The organism is Chitinophaga sp. CF118 (assembly GCF_900112615.1).
In the GTDB taxonomy this organism is placed as follows: Bacteria; Bacteroidota; Bacteroidia; order Chitinophagales; family Chitinophagaceae; genus Chitinophaga.
Genome location: NZ_FOMK01000004.1, coordinates 135,942 through 155,947, shown reverse-complemented (window position 1 = coordinate 155,947; position 20,006 = coordinate 135,942). Strand labels below are relative to the sequence as shown.

Genomic DNA, 20,006 nt, shown 5'->3' with positions numbered 1-20,006 from the left:
CCGATGAGAAGAACCAACAGCATTGGAATTGTATGCCTGGTATTGACAATTGTAACAGCTTGTAGTAAGAGTACTGCAGAAACAGACACCGGCGAGAACAAGGGAGATTCAATAATCGTAACCGTACCCAGTGATCCTTCACTGGCAGGTACTATCGGGTTTTTTATGGAGGGATGGGCGAAGAAAACCTTTTCAGCACCCTCTTATACCGAAAAAACGGTTCCGGCTTCCGCCACCCTGACGGTGACCGTAGATGCATCTACGGTAGTCACGAAAGTTTCTCCCGCTTTATTCGGGAACAACAGTAATCTTTATATGAGCCAGATGGTTACTGAGCAATCATTGCTCACCCATCTTACCAATCTGCATCCTGGTATTATACGTTTCCCGGGTGGTAATCTCAGTAGTGTATTTTTCTGGAACGGCTTACCAGGCAATCCACCTGCTGATGCCCCTGCAACCATTAAGGATGCTGATGGTAATAGTATAGATCCTGGTTACTGGTATGGCGGCAATACTGCCGGCTGGACATTGTCGCTGGATAATTACTATAGCATGTTGCAGCAAACCGGCAATGAAGGTATTATCACCGTAAATTACGGGTATGCAAGATATGGTACCAGTGCTGATCCTGTAGCAGCAGCAGCGCATCTCGCAGCTGACTGGGTACGTTATGATAAAGGACGTACGCGTTACTGGGAGATTGGTAATGAATCTAATGGTACCTGGCAGGCCGGTTACAGGATAGACGTTGCCGCGAATAAGGATGGTCAGCCAGAAATGGTAACCGGAGATCTTTATGGCAGACATTACAAAGTATTTGCAGATTCAATGCGTAAAGCAGCTGCGGAAAATGGTAAACCAATTTATATTGGTGCGCAATTACTTGAACATGCACCGGCAGTATGGGCTACGGCAACAGATCAAAGCTGGAACAGCGGTGTATTGAAACAGGCAGGTAGTGGAGCGGACTATTTTATTGTACATAGTTATTATACTCCTTACAATACTAATTCCAACCCGCCTGAAATATTGGCTTCTGCCGTTACTGTAACTAAAGCAATGTCCGATTATCTGGCCAGCTCTCTTTCTACAGCTGGTGTAAGTACAAAGCCGGTTGCACTGACAGAGTGGAATATCTTTGCTGTGGGATCTCAGCAAATGGTATCGCAGGTAGCAGGCATGCACGCTGTAATGGTATTGGGTGAATTGATGAAGAATAAGTTTGGTATGGCCAGCCGCTGGGATATTGCAAACAGCTGGGAGAACGGCAATGATCATGGCCTCTTCAGTCAGGGTGAAGCCGCTTCCGGTGAAACGAAATGGGCACCAAGACCAGCCTTCTATTATTTCTACTTTTTCCAGAAATTCCTGGGCGACAGATTTATTAATACCCAGGTGTCTGACAGTACTAGCAATATCAGTACTTATGCATCAACGTTCAGTTCAGGAGAGGTGTCTGTTGCCCTTGTAAACAAAGGCACTAATCAGCAAAATGTAAAACTTGCCTTCAAGAATTTTAATGCAGGCAATCGCTTTTACTGGTATGTACTGACAGGAGGGGATGGGAGCACCAGCTTTTCCCGTAAGGTATTTGTAAATGGAGAAGGTCCTTCAGGTGTAGCAGGTGGCCCGGCAAATTATACTGCGGTAAAGGCCTATGAAGCCAGCGCACAACAAGGTGTGACAGTGACCTTGCCGCCTTTGTCTGTGGTATTTATGGTGGTCGATAAAAAGTAAAGTATTGGAGTTGATCCAAAGGCTCAAAAGGGGCTTGGGGATCAACTCTTTTCATAATTGTTGCCCTGGTATTATCAGATTAAAAGGTATGACTTTGTCCTTCCATCAGATCCGCATTATGGGTCTCTTTAAAAGCTACAATATCTGCTGCACGTTTTGCACTTTGTAAAGGATATACCTGTTTTGCTTTAAGGCATACCACAGCAATAAGGGATGTATTTTGAAGATCGATTTTATCTTTCAATAAGGAAATAGAAGAATCTAATTGTTTTATAGCATTTGCTCTTGCAGCACTTCTCTGATTAGATTTAACTTGTTTGATTTCAACAAAATATAGCTTCCTGGAATTTCCTATAAAGAAATCACATCTTGATTCATTATCAGAACGAAGTAAACAATTATCTAAAGCCGCAAAGGCTAATGTTGCAGCCGTTGGGTTTTCAAGTGTGAAATGAACAGGTTGTTCTTCTCGTGCTTTTATATAGCTTTTTTGCTGTGCTGCAGCGCAATCATAACAGTCGAATATTTCTATTTTTGTATCGTTTGTTTCAGTAAGACAATCAGCAGTTTCAGTGCCAAAAACCCTTCTTAAATCCTGTATCATTTGGTATTAGGCTTGTACAATTCCATTAAAGCATCAAATTCACCGGCCAAATCTTCAGAAATGCTATCTAATTCATTCTCATCAATAAGACCGGTATTCGCGTTTACGATTGAAGTGGCACTTCCATTTTTTACATAATAGGCAGAAAAATCATTTTTGTCAATCCATGATTTGCTGGATATTATGTCATTGACTTTTTCATCAGCATCATTATTCTGAGCAGCAACTTTAGATGCAAAGAGCAAGTTATTTGCAGCGCTTAGGATATAAGGACTGTGAGTTGGCAACATAACATAAGCACTGCTTAAGTGAGGCATGCTCATTCTTTCTGTAATGTAATAAAGCAACTCCTTTTGTAATGTCGGAAATCCATGTAATTCCACTTCTTCAATTACAAATAGCGATGCAGTTTTAATGGGATATTGGAGAATAACCAACAACGGCAGATTGGCTTGAATAGCACTAGATGTTTCATCAAGTTGGAGTGGGTCGTTTCCTTTTATTATTACAAGATTTTTACCGTCTTTATATTCATATTCAACATTTAAAATTGGAAGATTGAATGTCTTTTGGTTTTTCCTCGCAAGAGTGAAATCCTTTCCAAATTGTAAGAAATATTTGGGTAATGTACTTTGTTCAAGGGTAAGCTCAAATAATGACTCACTTATCATTGGCAAAGCTATCCTTTCGGCTGGAATATAGTAGCTTTCTGTTCGGTTGACAGTATGTTCCAGTCCTTGTTTATGGATAATTTGTATTTTCAATCCATTTAATTCAAAAGAAAAGAAATCATCTTCAAAAAACCAATATGTATTTAGTTTATGAAAGTTCTCAATTCTATAATAATTGAGGAACACATATAGTATGTCTATCTGCCTCTTTTCACTGGCTTTAGAAAAAATAGTATAATCAAACGAATGTATAACACACAAAACTTTTGATATAGTGCTCTTACCAGATGCTTGTGGTCCAATCAGAATATTGAATTTCTTTACTTCAATATCAAGATTGGTGATTGGTCCAAAGTTTTGTATTCTTAATGTAGCCTTCATACTTTTCAAAGATAAGCATCTTTTGTTTAATGCATAATAGCCATAGGCAATGTTTATAGGTTTCGAAAGCAGGCACTTTTTATTTAATGTATCAGGTAACAGTACCAACCGCTCGTACAATTTCCCTTTTGATCCTAATTGAATATTTATATATTGGGAAAATTGCCAACGGTCTCAATAATAAATTAGGATAGTACCATGTTAAAGCGAATCGTTTTTGTTCTAATTGCCTGGATGGCAGTTAGCAATGCCTATGCTCAGAATGGAGTTTATTCCATCATTCCAAAACCAGCTTCTCTTCAACCCGGGAAAGGGGTTTTTATCCTTGATCAGCAAACTCACCTTGTTGCTAAAAGTGATGCTGCTAAACGGAATGCGGACTTGTTCAATGACTTTCTGTGGAACAGGTACAAATTAAAGCTCACTGTAACGCCTGATACCTCCGGGAACGCTATCATTATTGAAGAACAGGGAAATGAGCAGGAGGCTTATACCCTTAATGTATCAACTGATAAGATCAGTATAAAAGGAGGAAACAGTGGAGGCTTTTATGCTTTTCAGACAGTACTTCAATTAATAGAGACGCAAAACGGGGGCCTGATTATTCCCGCAGTAAGTATTGCAGACAAACCTGCATTTGGATATCGTGGAGTAATGATTGATGTGGCCAGACACTTTTTCTCTTTAGATGAAATGAAAAAGATTGTGGATGCGATGGCTTATTTTAAGTTCAACCGGCTGCACTGGCACCTGACAGAAGATCAGGGCTGGCGTTTGGAAATCAAGAAATACCCAAAGCTGACACAGCTATCTGCATGGCGGGATTCCACTATTATCGGCCAATATGGGGATTTCAAACCCTTTGTATATGACGGTGAAAAACATGGAGGATATTATACCCAGGATGAAGCACGTGAGTTGGTAAAATATGCAGCCGACCGTAAGATCACTATTGTACCTGAAATTGAACTCCCCGGTCACAGTACCGCTGTATTGGCGGCTTATCCGGAATTTGGATGTAAGGATACTACTTACCATGTTCCAGGTTATTGGGGAGTACATTACAGTATTTTCTGCCCTAAAGAAGAAACATTTAAATTCCTGGAAGATGTACTGACTGAAGTGATGGACATCTTTCCAAGTGAGTTTATTCATATAGGTGGAGATGAGGTGCCTAAAGAACACTGGAAAGAATCTGCATTTGCACAAAAACTGATCAGCAAACAGAAACTGAAAGATGAACACGGATTACAAAGCTATTTCATTACCCGCATTGAAAAGTTCTTAAATCAGCATGGCAGGCGTTTAGTCGGTTGGGATGAAATACTGGAGGGTGGACTCGCTCCAAATGCAACCGTTATGAGCTGGAGAGGTGAAGCCGGTGGTATAGCTGCAGCAAGAATGGGACATGATGTAATCATGTCGCCTAATAGTCACTTATATCTGGATCATTACCAGGCAAAGGATGGTAAGACAGAACCGGTTGCTATTGGCGGTTTTCTGCCATTGGAAAGAGTATACAGCTATCATCCAAAACCAGATTCTTTAACCGCCGAACAACAAAAGCATGTCCTGGGTGTACAGGGCAATCTGTGGACAGAATACATCCCTACGAATAATAAGCTGGAATATATGCTTTTCCCAAGGATACTGGCTTTATCAGAGGTCGCCTGGACAGAAAGAGCAGATCAGAACTATGATGATTTTTCTACAAAACGTTTACCTCTTCGTTTACAGGAACTGGAACAAATGAATGTATTCTACCGTATTCCGGAAGCAAAGATTCGTTTTGGTACAGCGTCTTCCGGAAGGAAGACTGTAGAGATCATTCCATTTGTAAACAATAGTACCATATACTATACTGTGGATGGTCATAAAGCTGATCAGGCAGCTACTTTATACAGCGGTCCTATTCAGCTTCCATACTCAGCCAAACCATTAACATTGAATTATATCATTGTTACTCCTGGTGGTCGTATCAGTAATATGTTCAGTGTTTCTTTAGCGGATAGCAAGTAAGTTATACAATTACAAGTCTCCATCAGGAGGAAAGAGAAGAGCCTGTATCTTAATCGCGATACAGGCTCTTTTCATTCGGACACTTGATGGAGGGCCTTGGTCGTTTAAGTAATTCTCAAGCCCTTTATTTATTTTTGATCCATCTTCTTCTCTTTATTTTCAAATACCTTCTCAGTTACCCACATGCCTTTCTTCTTTTACTTCCTGATTGCAATGCCATGGTCCTCTGCCATCAGCATGCCTGAAGGCGATACTCATTAACAATATATTTGTAGCTATAAACAGGAAGATAACAAGTATAACAGCAACTTTGGTTATTATACTTAATGATGGTTTCTTTGAAAAACCACCGAAAACATACCCGATAATGAATACCATACTAGCTATAAATAGTATTCGCAGGATGATGATAAATACGAGTGCCATAAAATGAAATTTTTAACGTGATTTATTTATACTTACTTAAAAGTTCCATGTCTTCTGCTTTACCCCAGTGAGGCTGACTATCCGGTGTAGCATTTTCCAGCAGCTTTAAGCTTTGCGTAGCCAGTTGCCTGGCAAGATTCTTATCTCCTCCCCACATTTTTGGTGTATTATATTTTACCCATGCTTCTACATACATCGCTCTTGGATTTGTGGGATTGAATTGTTTTGCCTGTCTAAGCCACTGGTCGGATAACATGCCGTATTTTCTACCGTAAGTCATGGGATTAATAAATACTTTAGTACGATATACCATACTCATCACCGTATATACTTCGGACAACTCATTCTTTTGACGGGTAGTATCCAGGAGTGATTTCGCTTTATTAGCCTGTTCCTCACCACGAATGCTATATGGTTCTATCTTATCGCCATCATCCTGATAAAGAAGGCCGATCCTGGCATTGCAAAAAGCAGCATAGTAATAAGGTAGCCAGTCATTACCTTGCGATGCAATGGCAGCAAACACTTTCTCCAGACTTTCATAATCTTTAGCTGTTTGGGACTGATCGAGCTTTGTGATGGCATTTTGTAATGATGTAGTTTGCGCAAAACCGGTAAAACCAGATAGTACAACTGCCATGAGGCCAATGATTAAATTTTTCATTTTTATTGTTTTATGATGGGTTTATAAATTATTATCCAGGAAATCATCGGTACGATCAATACCGAAACTCATGAAGATCCCGATGAAAAAACTTTGAGTAGCCGGTGGTGTTACCGGCACTTTATTATTTCCATTGAAACTGTAGTTATAGCCGAATACCTGTTTGGTCCCTAACAGATTATTTACGCCGAAGGCAATGCCGGAAAAATCCTTCCGTTTCCATTTTTTAAAGAAAGAGCAGAGATAGGCAACATGAAGATTCATCATACTATATGTTTTAGTTGTTCCATGATCAAAAATCTGTGTACTCTTGTCTGTAGTATTGTAGTGGATGTCATAATAAGGTCTGCCGGCGGCAAGGGAATATGACAAATTAAAGCTGGTGGAAATGTTCTGGAAAAACTTTTTGATAGCGACAGTGGTAGTATGAGGGGCCGTAAAAGAAGGACGTAATAGATGGGGATAGTTTAGGAAATCCCGTTTGGTATCCAGGTAAGTATAAGTTATCCAATAGTCAAGATTCCTGATTGATTTTTTATCCCTCCAGAATAGTTCCAGTCCTTGCGCATATCCCTTGCCATTATTATTAATCTCCGGGATGGTCTTAATCAGCTTGTTGTACTGCTTATAATAGGCTTCCACGCGGAAGAACCGGTTGTTGGATTTTTTAGTGTAATTAAGCACATAATGTATTGCATTGGAAAAAGTGAGATGAGTTGTTTGATACAAAAAATCGTTCAGAGGCTCCTGATAAAAGATGCCATAAGCAAGATTAAACTGACCACCATCTTTTAATCTGTAGGCCAGACTTACCCGTGGGGCCAATACAGTTTTGCCGGTTATAGAAGAATATTCCAGGCGCAAGCCTGTTCTGGCAGCGAGGTTTTCAGTCAGATAAAGATCGCCTTCAATAAATGCGGCTGTTAAATTGTCTGTTAATCTTCTTGTACTATCACTCACTATTCTTTTGTCTTCAGAATAAAAATGTTCTACACCAAAACGTATTGCCTGGTTATGTGGCAGGAATCTTGTAAATAGCACCCTTGCCTGTGCAAAATGAGAAGTAGTGAAACGTTGATTGTTTTTATCACTGAATGGTTCATAAGGAATATGAACTGTGTGTGCTGTTCCATCTGTAAGTTTATTTGTTACATCATCCTGGTTATAACTGTAAGCAGCACCAGCGTCTATTTTCCAGTCGTTTGTGAGATAATTCCGATAACTGAGATTATTATAAACATTCCTGCCTTTTACCTGGTAAGTGGATTGTAGAGTGCTGCTGTCTATATCCGGATTGTTCATACCTACATTACTGGTATTCCAGTTGGTATAAAATTTCAGCATCCCTTTTTTACCGGTTTTGATCCTGAAATTGGCATCTCCTTCCAGGTATTCAGGACCGTTGAAATAGTCAGGTTTTTGCGGGATAATTGAATGATAGAATGACTGATTACTGTAGTTTAAGTTAGCCCCATAGCTGCTTTTATTATCGCTGGCCAGATGCTGCATACCTGCTCCCAGATTAGTCGGGAAAACACTGAAACTGGCAGATGATTTTTCCGGCAGATCTACGCTTTCCAGGATCAGGGCACTACTCATTGCCTGCCCGTATAACGCTGAATATCCCCCGGAACTGAATAATATTCCTTTAAACAAAAATGGATTAATGCGGGCATATTGCTGGATGCCAGGTACAGCCGGGTAGTTAGGATTTTTAAGGAGAGTACCATCAATGAATTGTTTTGTTTCATCACCTGTACCACCTCGTACAAACAAGCCTGATTGTTCTCCAATCTGCTGTGCTCCGGGCAGAGAACGTAATGCAAGACTAATATCTGCATAACTTCCGGCTACAGTTACAGCATCAATAGGAGTGAGGGAGGCTCCCTTGGCTTTATCGCTTGCGTCAAAAGCACCAGCGCTTACTATTACTTCATGTAAAACATGATGAATAACTGTATCAGCCGGAACCTTATGTTGTGCAATTACAGAAGGGCTGAATAATGTTAATATAAGTGCCGGAAGTGTATGTAATTTCATCACTTGTTGTATGATTTACTGTCAAAATTATAGCAGTTAACAAGTGTATCCGGAGAGAATAGACATGACAGTAAAGTGTAGCGACAGAAAGGGGAAGTCCGGAGAAATCTTAATATTCAGGCCGGTTAATTATGCGGGTTACATTTTCTTTGTAGAACTCACTTACCGGTATTTCTTTTATGCCAATACATACAAGATCACGTTTCACTGTTGTAATTTTTCTTACAGCCACGAGAAAGGATTTATGAGTACGTATGAAGGCGGCAGATGGAAGTTTTTCTTCTATTGCTTTAATAGTCATCCGGGTAAGGATTGGTTGGGGGGATGATGACAGATGGATCTTTATATAATCCTTTAAACCTTCTATATATTCGATATCGGCTACTACAATTTTCACCTGTGTATATTCCACGTTTACAAAAAAATCCTGCACATCAGGCTGACCATGTTGTAAACGGAATAATTCATTTGCGCGATTGCATGCTTTCACGAAACGTTCAAAGCTGAAGGGCTTTAGCAGGTAATCTACCACATGCAGATTAAATCCTTCCAGTGCATATTGTTCGTAAGCAGTTACAAGTATTACCAGTGGAGGTCGCTGTAACGATTGAAGAAATTGTAGTCCATTCAGCCGGGGCATTTGTATATCCAGGAAGATGAGATCTACCTGTTCCTGTTGCAATACTTCATATGCTTCCAGTGCATTCTTATACGTCCCTATGAGTTGCAGAAATGGTAATTGCCGGATGTTGTCTTCCAGCAGATCACGTACTAATTGTTCATCATCTATGGCAATACAACGTATCATGTTAGTAACAAAGTTAAAGTAATATGAAACACGTTATCATGATCGCTTACATTTAATGTATGGCTACCCCGGTAGAGTAGGTCCAGACGTGATCTGACGTTGGCGAGCCCTATACCTGAACTTTCATCTTTAGCGGTATCCGGTTCTTCGTGGTCAGATTGGTTCCAGACTTCAAATACCAACCGGTTTTTATTGACAGATAGTTGTATGTCGATCAGGGGTTGTTTAATTCCACCCAGCCCATGTTTAAATGCATTTTCCACAAAAGGTATCAGCAGCATGGGTTCAATTGTGTAATGATCTGTTTCATCATCAGATGAAATGTTATAATTTATCAGTACATCATTTCCGAAGCGTAATTTTTGCAACTCAATGTAGCTGCTCAGGTAGGTTACTTCTTTACTGAGAAGAACTTTTTCTCCCTGTGTATCATAAAGCATATAGCGTATGAGGTCGGAAAGTTTAATCAGTGCAGATTCCAGGTGATCGGACTTTTTTCTTGCCAGTGAAACCAAATTGGTTAAGACATTAAAAAGGAAATGCGGACTAATCTGTGAACGGAGAAATTTTAGTTCCGTTCTTAGTTGTTCTGCGTGTTTTTCTTTTTGTTCTTTTTCGGAATTAATTTTGTCAATCACCTTGCGATATACAAGACTGATGATGAGAATACCAATAGAAGGTGCAAATACAAATTTATAGTTGGTTACATCTTTCTGTACCTCCGGAAACCAGGTTGCCATTATATGGTATTTCAACTGGAAAGAGGTTATAATCAGCAAAATGATACTTAGTATATACAGCCACCAGAAACGTTTATTCCAGAATTTTGGATACAGATAATAAGCATTGGAATAAAAAATAGCTGCATGAATAATTCCGGAAATAGTAAAGAATAATCCGGGTATAGCACCTATTTTATAGTCATGGTCTGCCGTGGAAACAAAATAGGGTAAAAACAGCAGTGTACTCCATACAAGGATATGGAGTGAAATATTAATATCTCTGGATTTAACGAATATTTTCATATACAGTAAGTGGTAAAGCTACTGATTTATGGAGGTTTTTAATGTAGTAGGTGATATCAAGGGAATATGTGCCGGCTTAAAGGGTATTTGTAGCGACATGCCGGACTTCTTAACTCCACTTTTTCAGTAACTCAATAAGTGCTGGCTGACTAATTGGTTTGCTGATATAATCATTCATCCCTGAATCAAGGCATTTTTCCCTGTCTTCCTTCATTGCATTCGCTGTCATGGCAATGATCACAGGTTGTTTAACTGTTTTCTGGCGGATGATTTTTGTCGCCTCAATTCCATCTACTTCCGGCATTTGCATATCCATGAGAATCAGGTTATGTTTATCTCGCTCCCACATTGTAAGTGCTTCATGTCCATTATTAGCTAAATCAACATGATAGCCCAGCTTGTTTAGAATTGTTTTTGCTACAAATTGATTAACAGGATCATCCTCTGCCAATAAAATATGCCATGGGAATAATACACTTAATTTCTCAGGTTTAATTACCGTTCTAATGACATTTGTGTCTGTCACCACTTGTCTCTTACTATTTTTGAGGGTATCAAAGACCTGAGAAAATAACATTTGCTGCTTGATGGGTTTAGCAAGTGCAGATGCAAAAAGATCTGTGTATTGCTTATGATATTCTTCCCCAATGGAACTTAATAATATAATAGGTAATTGCGGATGAAGTTCCTTTATGATTTTTGCCAGATCGGTACCATCCATATCGGGCATATGCATATCAGTCAGTACCAGGTCAACAGGACCTTTTTCTTTAATTACTTTTAATGCTTCTTCACCGGAAGATGCCGGTAAAGTAACGAGTTCCCATTGTTCCAATTGGCTCTTAAGAATAATTAAATTGGTCATATTGTCGTCCACGATTAAAACCCGCTTTTTTTCGAGGCCGTCATAACTATTATTAACGTATGTAATGAGGGGTTCTTTACTCACTTTTGTACGGATGGTAAAGTAGAATGTAGTTCCTTCTCCTGGTTCACTGGAAACTTTTATATCTCCTTCCATAATTTCCACCAGTTTCTTACAAATTATCAGTCCTAATCCTGTTCCGCCATATTTGCGGGTTGTAGATGCATCTACCTGTGAAAATGCCTTGAATAATTTGTCAAGATTTTTATCCGTAATGCCGATACCTGTATCTCTCACGGTAAATCCTATTACAACTATATCATCCGGTTGTGATTTCTCCAGTTGTACTTTTACAAATACTTCTCCCATTGTGGTGAATTTGATAGCATTGCCTACAAGATTCATCAGTATTTGTCTCAGTCTCAGCCGATCTCCAATGATCTGCACAGGAACGTTATGGTCTATCTGGTATAATAGATCCAATCCTGCCTTTGCCGCTTTCCCGGCAAAAATATCCAATACTTCCTCAATGCAGGTGCGTAGATCGAAATCCCTCTGTTCGAGTTCTATTTTACCAGATTCGATCTTGGAAAAATCCAGGATATCATTGATTACATTCAACAGGCTTTCCCCACTCGTTCTTATAATCTCAGCATATTTACGTTGTTCATCGTCAAGCTGACTTTCAGCCAGCAGGTCTGCCATCCCGATAACACCATTCATTGGTGTGCGGATCTCATGGCTCATCGTTGCAAGGAAAACGCTTTTGGCGCGGTTAGCCTGCTCTGCTTCCTGTCGGGCTTTCCGTTCTTCTTCCATCGAAACAGCCAGCCGCTCTGTCCGTTCCTTTACCTGTTTTTCCAATACTTTTTTCTGTGCCTGGACGGCATTGATACGAGCTCTGTTAAAGAGAATAATACCCGCCGTAATGGCTGCTATTACCAATGTTTTGAACCACCATGTCAACCAAAAAGGAGGTATGATAACAAGTTGTATAGAGGTAAAGCGGGAAGACCATTCTCCATCGTTACGAAGTCCTTTTACTTTGAATGTATATTTGCCTGGATCCAGGTTTGTATAGGTAGCTACCCGCCTTGATCCGAATTGATTCCAGTCTTTATCAAAGCCCTCCAGCATATACATGTATTGTTTTTTTTCCCTGATGGTATAGTTGAGGGAAGCGAATTCGAACGAAATAACCGAGTATTTATAAGGTAGCCGGATTTCCGTTGCTTCTGATATACTTTTCTTTAGGGGAGAAGGATCATTTTTATCAAGGGCGATTGGAACATCCTGGTTAAGGATCTGGAAATTGGTCAAAATTAAAGGAGGATCGAATGGGTCTATTTGTATGCTGTCGGGATTAAACATATTAAACCCGTTTACACCACCAAAATACATAATTCCAGAGCGGCTTCTGGTGGCTGCATGTGCTTTAAATTCATTTGACTGAAGTCCATCAGCTGGTGAAAAATTTGTAAAAGATTTTGTTGAGGGATCGAATCTGGACAACCCTTTATTAGTGCTGATCCATAATCTGTCTTTGCCATCTTCCAGTATATCGAAAATAATATTATTAGGTAATCCATCCTTCATAAAGTATGTGCTGAAGGTTTTACTTTGCCTGTTCCAGCAGTTTAAACCATAGCTGGTGCCAATCCACATGTTCCTGTTATGATCTTCATAGATACAATTGATTCTGTTATCGCTCAGGCTGTTTGGCCCTGTTTCACGGGCAAAATAGGTAAAGGTTTGAGTCGTTTTATCAAGGATGTTTAGGCCCTTTTCAAAACTTCCTATCCACAATAAACCCTCACTATCCTCATAAATACTTTGTACCCTGTTACTACAGATACTATTGGGGTCATTGCTACTATGTTTATAACGTTTGAAATACTTTTTTTTAGGATCATAGAAGTTTAGTCCTCCTCCAAAAGTCCCTAACCACAGGTTATGATCCCTGTCTTTCGCCATAGAACAAACATTATCATTGCTGATACTGGTGCTGTCTTTGGGATTATGCTTTATTTGCCTGATAGTGTTATTCTTCAGATTAATAACAGAGATCCCATTACCCACGGTTCCCAGCCACAAATTATGATCTTCATCTTCCAGCAGGGCTACTATATAATCGCTGCTTACAGTTTTTGGATTGCCCTCTTCATGCCGGAAGTGGGAAAACCGCCTTGTTACAGGGTCAAATAGATTTAACCCTCCTCCATCTGTTGTTATACCAATACGGCCATCACTGGTTTCGCAGAAGCCAAGTACATTGTTATTACTAAGGCTATTATCAGAAGTACTATGCTTATAATGAGTAAATTTATTACGGTCCTTGTTATAAAGATTGATGCCACCGCTGTAAGTTCCTACCCACATGTTTCCGTGGAAATCTTCATAAATAGAGTAAATAGAATTATTGCTCAGACTTGTATTATCAATATCATCGGATAATAAATTATTGAAAGTTCCTTTCTGCGGATTAAATATGCTTAATCCGCCATTTTCTGTACCAATCCATAAGTTGTCATTGCTATCGGTGTTCATAGAGAGGATTACATCCAGGGGCAGTGTATTAGGATTGAAGCGATTGTTTTTGAAATGTGTGAAGGTCCGGCTCATAGGATTAAACAGATCCAATCCTCCGCCTCTTGTACCTATCCATAAATGGTGATTTCCATCTTCAACGATGGCCTTGATGGAATTATGTGCTAATGATGTCAAGTCATCCGCGGAATGCTGAAAATGGGCAAAGGATTGCGTTTCTTTATCCAGCAGGTTCAAGCCCCCCTGGAAGGTGCCTACCCAGAGATGCTGTTGGCTGTCTTCAAAAATACTGGTCACATAATTATCGCTTAAACTGGAGGGATTGTTCTTATCATGTTTATATAATGTGAACTGGTTGGTTTTGTAGTTATACTTATTTAACCCACCGCTTTCTGTTCCAATCCATAAATTATCATCACTGTCTATAAAAAGAGAACTTATAAAATCATTGCTGAGGCTATTAGTATTATGATTATCATGAGCATAACGGATGAACTGTTCAGTTTCCCTGTCAAACCGGTTTAACCCACCGCCCCAGGTACCGATCCATATATTTCCTTTTTTATCCTGAGCTATACTTTTAACGAAATTATTGCTTAGACTGGTTGTATTTGATTCGTCGTTCTTATAAACTTTAAATTGATAACCATCATATTTATTTAATCCATCCTGTGTACCTAACCACATCCATCCCCTGATGTCCTGTAAAATACTGGTTACATTACTTTGAGATAACCCTTCATTCGCACCTAAATGGACAAATTTTATTTGTTGATTTTGAGAGAGTGCTACCAGTGGGAAAACATTCAAAAATACATACAGAAAGTACCTATACACTTTCATGACGTGGAATTTGGGTATTATGAACAAAATAATCGTTCGATATGCTTGTTTACTGGGTTTTCAAGAGAGAATAGGTCAAGTTTTATAGCTATCTCTGATTGATACTCAAATTATTCTACTAAGCTTTAGTAATTTAGTATAATTAGGGGAGAAAATCCAGAATATATGGTAGGATAGGCTTGCTTTGGCCCTTTGGGTTATAAATATAGCGCCCTGTAGTTATCGGTTTTATATATGCAAAAAGAAGTAACTACTGGGCTCGTATATTAGTTCTTTCTGATATTTATTCCTGCTTGGCAAGTAGCTCCTTTTCTGCAACAGGTTCGGTACTATTATCTGTTTTGAGACCTGGGAAATATTCTGCAACCATTTTATTATATAATCTCTTAGATTCACTAATACCGTAATTCCATTCTGAAATTAGTTGTTCAATTTCCAGCACTACTGGTTCTTCATACTTGAAAAATAAGTATTCATTAATGAATCGGGTGTTGAATACTTCATTAATAGTCATATAGGCATTGTATAAATTTTCATCAGGCTCCGATCCATCCTCCAGGGTTAATTCAATAAGATGTATAGTTTTTATTATTATTCCACTTAATCCATATCTGATTTTAACATTAGGAAATTGTAATGCCAATAATTGCAAAGACGTTTTCAAAAATTTTACAGATTTCATCTTTTTCATCTTACGATAATTTGTTTATCAGATATTAATAGCAGTAATGTATCATACTCTTAACATCTAAGCATATCCTTTTCTACAAGTGGCTCAGTATTATTATCTTCCTTGCTATCTGAAAGATATGGTGCACACATTTTGTTATACAATCTATCAAATTCGCTAATGCCATTATTCCATTCAAATATCGGTTCCTTAATCTCTAATGAATTATCACTGGAAGTGAATATAACATTTTCACAAAAGAAGCGCGCACTAAAGGCTGTTCCAATAGCAGAACATGCATTGAGCAAAGTTTCATTAGAATCACATTCATCCGGAATTAACTCAACAATATGTGTATCTGTTAATACTGTTTCATAGCCATATCTAATTCTGATGTCGGGAAATTGTAATGCCAATAGCTGTAAAGAATTTTTCAGAAACTTTTCAGATTTTTTCTTTTTCATTTTATTGTAATTTATTTATTAGACTATTAATAGAGGCAGCATTATTCAATGCTTTACAAGGTTTGCACACATGCATAAAACGAGCAATGCACACTACTGGAATAGTAACATTGTTCAAGCAAAACCTTTGCAGAAGATAAATTTTGTTTAGTCTTTTCTATAAGTCCATTCATAGAAATCAATTAAAGCATTAACAATATGAATCGTAGATTCTTACAATTCAATTTTAGAAATAGTTATATGCTTTGGAAATTGATCTTATGAGTGGAACAGTAATATTGAATTACTGTGTGTAGTAAAAATGTGGTAGTGCGAATGTATAAAAAGTTATTAAAGCCAGCAATTTATTTTAAAAGTTTTTTTTCATCCATAGAGAAGTAATCAACACATGCAATTTAGCATACAAAAAACATATAATTGGTTAACCAGAAGTTATTTTTAGTACATAAAAAATCCGTAGGAGCTGCCACACCGGCAGCTCCTACGGAACTCATACATCAATCAACTTAATATTTTATTACCTTCTTACTAAACACTGATTTTCCTACTTTCACATTGATAATGTAAACGCCTGCAGGTAATGCAGACATATCAAGTAGTTGTCCATTACTAATCTGCCTGGAAGAAACCACCGTTCCGGAAGTATTATAAATCCGGACATACAATTGCGATTCTTTCGTATTAGCTGCTCTTATAGTTACTGCATTTGTAACAGGATTAGGATCCACAGAAAGCGATACTGCTTTATCTGCAATAGGTAATGCCGCGGCTACGGTGGCAACTGCTGCTGTTGCACTGAAATTCCATTGTCCGTTAGTCTGACCGGTATTCGTCCATTGGTGTACTAGTCCGCCACCAGATACTCCATTTACCTGTAGTACTTTACCACTATGTTCAGGGATCATTTTGTAATAGCCGTCACCGGTAGCAACAATGATATAGTTCTGATGATGCTCTATAGGATCATGATATGAATGCTGGATCAGGAGCGCTCCATTATCCAGGGATGCTCCAGTTACATCCAGTGATTTACCACTATGTTTCGCCAGGATTTTGTAGTTACCATCTCCCAGATGTGTTAATATGAATTTCTGGTTATCATTGCCGTTATACTCTGAATGGATCATACTGGCACCGTCCGCTGTGGATGCTGCATTCACATCCAGCATTAACCCACTGGCCCTGTTCCTTATAAAGTAAGTGCCGGATAAATTAGTCACCCCATTCGGAAGCACACGGATAGAAGTGGTTTTATCATGTAGTGGAGACCATGTAATGCAACTGTTACTAGCCGTAAGCGTCTCCGTTTGTCCGGTAAAGTTATCATCCGCATAGAGAATCACTTTGTATCCTTCTGCAATTGCTAATGAGGATATCGCATCATCAGTAATCCCCAGTGCCTTCATTTGTGTGAGTGTGTAATCACCATATCCCAGACCGATTGCGGTACCTGTATAATTACAATCCATATAAGTAATCACTGCTGCGTTCGATGTTCTTGGATATGCAACAAACTGCCATGTGCCCGATGTTACTTTAAACTGGATGTATTTCTGATCTTCCTGGTAATAAGTTACGCCTGCAACACTGCCCAGATTAGTACCGTTTTTCCAGATAGTAGTACCTCCGACTTTAATCTCTGCGGTAACTGCAGACAGCAGTTCTTTGGGAATACCTACGATGGCTGTAGTACCGGCGGGATTGGTAAGCATTTGCGTGAAACTGCTGGTGTTATTCGCAAATGATGCTGTGATGTTTCCCTTAGGTGTTGGTACTGTTCCGGAGAATGTTGTTACCCCACCTGCCTGTGGTAAAAAGGTAAACTCCGTATATGCCGGTTGTGTAGGCCGCACACCCAACAGGTAAGCATTCATAAGGTACAGCGGGCCGGCAGACCATGCATGGTTATTGCTGACGTAACCTGCATTGCTGTTAGTTTCTGTAAACTCTTCCCACAGGGTAGACGACCAGCTGTTGATCATGCCGTTGAACCTGCTTTTCATCCTGTTAACGGCAGAAGTACCATCCAGCATAAATAATGCCTGCTCAATGTACATCTCCTGATAAGGACCGGCATCATTCCTGTTTTTCAATACATTCAGTATGCCTGCTTTCTGGTTATCATCCGCTACGCCTGCCAGTAATGCCCATGCATTACTTCTGTCATCCACAGTCGTTGATTTTGTGCCGTTCATATTGTAATATACATAAGACCTGATGGCACTGTTCCAGAAGTAATTATTGAAGTTGGTTTTAACCTTCGTCTGCAAACCCTGATAATATGTTTTATCGCCTGCCTGACCTAATAGATCCGCTGTGTTAATTGCCATATCCAGCACATTAATGTACAACGAATTAAAGATGGTATTTGCACTGCCTACATCCACAGAACCCCGGTTATCACCCCAGTCTATCCAGTTCCAGGCATCGCCTCCCTGTAAGATCATCATGCCATCACTGTTGCAGGTACTGGCGCAAAATTGTATGTATTTTTTTATCTGTGGATAAAGCTCCTGCAAAAAGCCTTTGTCGCCCGTATACATGTAATACTTCCACAACATAGCTACGGCAGCCAGGTTCTGATCGGGTAAATGAAAACGTGTACCCGGAGCAGTTGTATATAGGGAACCATTCGCTTTCTGTGTATTCATCAGCTCCCGGAATGCCTTACGTGTCAGTTTATTTGCACTGGTATCATAAAGGTAGAAAGAATAGAGAATCTGTTCGGATACATCTCCCCACCACTGACCGCGTTCACGATCCGGACAATCATAGTACTGATCTCTCATGCATACCTTGGACGTATTTTTCGCTTTGGTCCATAACGTATTCAGTGATGCATCTGAAGATGTAAACTGACCAATCGTTTCTGCATTGTAACTCGTTTCCCTGTATTTCAGTCCAAGGATTTGTACCTGTCCTGTTACATTTGTAAACTCATAATTAACAGTATGATTGCTGGAGTTCTGCCATGTCAGACATTCAAATTCCTGGTCGCCGGCTTTCGTAATATACTCCTGCCAGTAATGTCTGTTCACTACAAGTTTAATTTTCACTCCGGCAGGTGCATTCACCCGCAGATAAGGCCGCAGCTGAATGTTACTACCTACTGTTCCGGTGATAGTGGTATTAGCTGCAATAGTTGTTGTTATTGCCGACTGATTCTGGTAATTACTCAACTCATATTCCTTGAAGAAAGGAATACCGCGGGGGACTAACTTATTCCAGGGGGCAACTGCAGGGACTCCTTTTTTCACTGCATTACTCCAGGCTGCATCATTAAAGGCTGCGGTGGTCCATCCGGAGGGTTCTACCTGTGCATTGTAAGAGATTGGAAATGCAATCCACTTGTAATCCTGTCCGTTCAGTATTAACAGTGTAGTTGGGCCAAAAGATGGATGTACCATGAACTTCCAGCTATCATCGGAGGCAATGGTAGAAGGCGTACTGCCACTCAGTCTTGCGTCGAAGAATAATCCGCCATTACCTGTGGTTATCTGTGAATAACCACCCTGACCGGCCCTATACCATACTAATACTGCAATGGTGTTTTCTCCTGCCTGCAAATAAGGAGCAAGATCCACTTCATCATAATAAGTGTTCTGCTGATCCGGGCGCAAATCAAGTCCACCATCTTTTACTACCAGCTGGTTGTTCACATACAGCTGGTATTTGCTTTCAGCTGCAATCTTTGTGATTGCAGTTCCTGGCTTGGCAGACAGTGTTACCTTTTTTCTGAAAGCCATCCAGGTATTGTCCGGACCAGCAACAGAAGACCAGATCCAGTTAGCACTTCCATCGGTACTGAGAGGACTGATAACAATTGAAGATACTTTGTCATTCCAGTCAGCTCCTATCCAGGACATAGATGCTGAGGTTGTAAAACTTGCACCGCCAAATGCATCATGTTCAAATAATGAAACCTGGTAACCGGCGGGTACCGTAAAGGAAGAAATGATATTATCCGGCATGCCTGCTGCAGTAAGACTTGCAATGGAATAGCTGCCGGGAGAGAGGGCGACTGATCTTCCTCCATAATTGACATCATCATAAAAGACTGCCTGCTGTGCACTGGTAAGGTGGACACCAGTGAGCATACAGATTAACAGCAGGAAGTAATTCCTAAATAACGTAAACTTTGTGTGATTCATTGGTTTTGAGATTTGAGGGTTGATGGTTATTCTGAAAAGAGGTATGGGCTATAATAACGTGGTTATAGGTCATAGGTTTTCATGAGGG

General features: G+C 39.6%; 13 protein-coding genes. 2 read left to right on the top strand and 11 right to left on the bottom strand.

Features of this window, described 5'->3' with window-relative positions; genetic code table 11:
* The first annotated feature begins 3 nt into the window (after positions 1–3).
* On the top strand, positions 4–1,740 hold the full coding sequence (locus BM176_RS16965; protein ID WP_090105193.1) for an alpha-L-arabinofuranosidase: 1,737 nt from the start codon (positions 4–6) through the stop codon (positions 1,738–1,740).
* A 79-nt stretch (positions 1,741–1,819) separates the two neighbouring features.
* On the opposite strand, the gene BM176_RS16960 is transcribed toward BM176_RS16965, so the two are convergent.
* Both BM176_RS16960 and BM176_RS16955 read right to left on the bottom strand, forming a co-directional pair.
* A complete protein-coding gene (locus BM176_RS16960) occupies positions 1,820–2,344 on the bottom strand; it encodes a hypothetical protein (RefSeq protein WP_090105191.1) in 525 nt (174 codons plus the stop codon).
* Complete coding sequence (locus tag BM176_RS16955; protein WP_090105189.1) at positions 2,341–3,396, bottom strand: AAA family ATPase; 1,056 nt, start codon at positions 3,394–3,396, stop codon at positions 2,341–2,343. The genes BM176_RS16960 and BM176_RS16955 overlap by 4 nt, the downstream gene beginning before the upstream one ends.
* A 198-nt stretch (positions 3,397–3,594) precedes the next feature.
* On the opposite strand from BM176_RS16955, the gene BM176_RS16950 reads away from it, so the two are divergent.
* Positions 3,595–5,415, top strand: coding sequence for a beta-N-acetylhexosaminidase (locus BM176_RS16950; protein ID WP_090105187.1), 1,821 nt, complete (start codon positions 3,595–3,597; stop codon positions 5,413–5,415).
* A 171-nt stretch (positions 5,416–5,586) separates the two neighbouring features.
* Here the strand turns inward: BM176_RS16950 and BM176_RS16945 are convergent, their stop codons facing one another.
* The 9 genes from BM176_RS16945 to BM176_RS16905 form a co-directional block, all read right to left on the bottom strand.
* Positions 5,587–5,841 (bottom strand): hypothetical protein, encoded by a 255-nt coding sequence (locus tag BM176_RS16945; RefSeq protein ID WP_143097838.1) that lies wholly within the window; start codon positions 5,839–5,841, stop codon positions 5,587–5,589.
* 22 nt (positions 5,842–5,863) lie between these two features.
* Entirely contained in the window at positions 5,864–6,505 is a 642-nt protein-coding gene (locus BM176_RS16940) for a hypothetical protein (RefSeq protein WP_090105184.1), read from the bottom strand.
* A gap of 21 nt (positions 6,506–6,526) precedes the next feature.
* The gene (locus BM176_RS16935) at positions 6,527–8,545 is read right to left on the bottom strand and encodes a TonB-dependent receptor plug domain-containing protein (RefSeq protein WP_090105182.1); all 2,019 of its coding nucleotides are present in this window, start codon (positions 8,543–8,545) and stop codon (positions 6,527–6,529) included.
* Positions 8,546–8,654: 109 nt separating this feature from the next.
* Positions 8,655–9,353 carry a LytR/AlgR family response regulator transcription factor gene (locus BM176_RS16930; protein ID WP_090105180.1) on the bottom strand — a complete coding sequence of 233 codons (699 nt, stop codon included), beginning with the start codon at positions 9,351–9,353 and terminating at the stop codon, positions 8,655–8,657.
* Positions 9,350–10,378 (bottom strand): sensor histidine kinase, encoded by a 1,029-nt coding sequence (locus BM176_RS16925; protein ID WP_090105178.1) that lies wholly within the window; start codon positions 10,376–10,378, stop codon positions 9,350–9,352. Before BM176_RS16925 ends, BM176_RS16930 begins: the two co-directional genes overlap by 4 nt.
* Positions 10,379–10,487: 109 nt before the next feature.
* Complete coding sequence (locus BM176_RS16920) at positions 10,488–14,633, bottom strand: hybrid sensor histidine kinase/response regulator (RefSeq protein ID WP_090105176.1); 4,146 nt, start codon at positions 14,631–14,633, stop codon at positions 10,488–10,490.
* A 283-nt stretch (positions 14,634–14,916) separates the two neighbouring features.
* Positions 14,917–15,324, bottom strand: a complete 408-nt coding sequence (locus tag BM176_RS16915; protein ID WP_090105175.1) for a hypothetical protein — start codon at positions 15,322–15,324, stop codon at positions 14,917–14,919.
* 50 nt (positions 15,325–15,374) lie between these two features.
* Positions 15,375–15,767 (bottom strand): hypothetical protein, encoded by a 393-nt coding sequence (locus BM176_RS16910; RefSeq protein ID WP_090105173.1) that lies wholly within the window; start codon positions 15,765–15,767, stop codon positions 15,375–15,377.
* A 506-nt stretch (positions 15,768–16,273) separates the two neighbouring features.
* The gene (locus BM176_RS16905) at positions 16,274–19,918 is read right to left on the bottom strand and encodes an alpha-L-rhamnosidase-related protein (protein WP_090105171.1); all 3,645 of its coding nucleotides are present in this window, start codon (positions 19,916–19,918) and stop codon (positions 16,274–16,276) included.
* Positions 19,919–20,006 lie beyond the last annotated feature (88 nt).

Bases quoted from the DNA above. Each gene is read 5' to 3' on its own strand.
- BM176_RS16965 (WP_090105193.1), top strand. From the start codon at position 4: ATGAGAAGAACCAACAGCATTGGAATTGTATGCCTGGTATTGACAATT.
- BM176_RS16960 (WP_090105191.1), bottom strand. From the start codon at position 2,344: ATGATACAGGATTTAAGAAGGGTTTTTGGCACTGAAACTGCTGATTGT.
- BM176_RS16955 (WP_090105189.1), bottom strand. From the start codon at position 3,396: ATGAAGGCTACATTAAGAATACAAAACTTTGGACCAATCACCAATCTT.
- BM176_RS16950 (WP_090105187.1), top strand. From the start codon at position 3,595: ATGTTAAAGCGAATCGTTTTTGTTCTAATTGCCTGGATGGCAGTTAGC.
- BM176_RS16945 (WP_143097838.1), bottom strand. From the start codon at position 5,841: ATGGCACTCGTATTTATCATCATCCTGCGAATACTATTTATAGCTAGT.
- BM176_RS16940 (WP_090105184.1), bottom strand. From the start codon at position 6,505: ATGAAAAATTTAATCATTGGCCTCATGGCAGTTGTACTATCTGGTTTT.
- BM176_RS16935 (WP_090105182.1), bottom strand. From the start codon at position 8,545: ATGAAATTACATACACTTCCGGCACTTATATTAACATTATTCAGCCCT.
- BM176_RS16930 (WP_090105180.1), bottom strand. From the start codon at position 9,353: ATGATACGTTGTATTGCCATAGATGATGAACAATTAGTACGTGATCTG.
- BM176_RS16925 (WP_090105178.1), bottom strand. From the start codon at position 10,378: ATGAAAATATTCGTTAAATCCAGAGATATTAATATTTCACTCCATATC.
- BM176_RS16920 (WP_090105176.1), bottom strand. From the start codon at position 14,633: ATGAAAGTGTATAGGTACTTTCTGTATGTATTTTTGAATGTTTTCCCA.
- BM176_RS16915 (WP_090105175.1), bottom strand. From the start codon at position 15,324: ATGAAAAAGATGAAATCTGTAAAATTTTTGAAAACGTCTTTGCAATTA.
- BM176_RS16910 (WP_090105173.1), bottom strand. From the start codon at position 15,767: ATGAAAAAGAAAAAATCTGAAAAGTTTCTGAAAAATTCTTTACAGCTA.
- BM176_RS16905 (WP_090105171.1), bottom strand. From the start codon at position 19,918: ATGAATCACACAAAGTTTACGTTATTTAGGAATTACTTCCTGCTGTTA.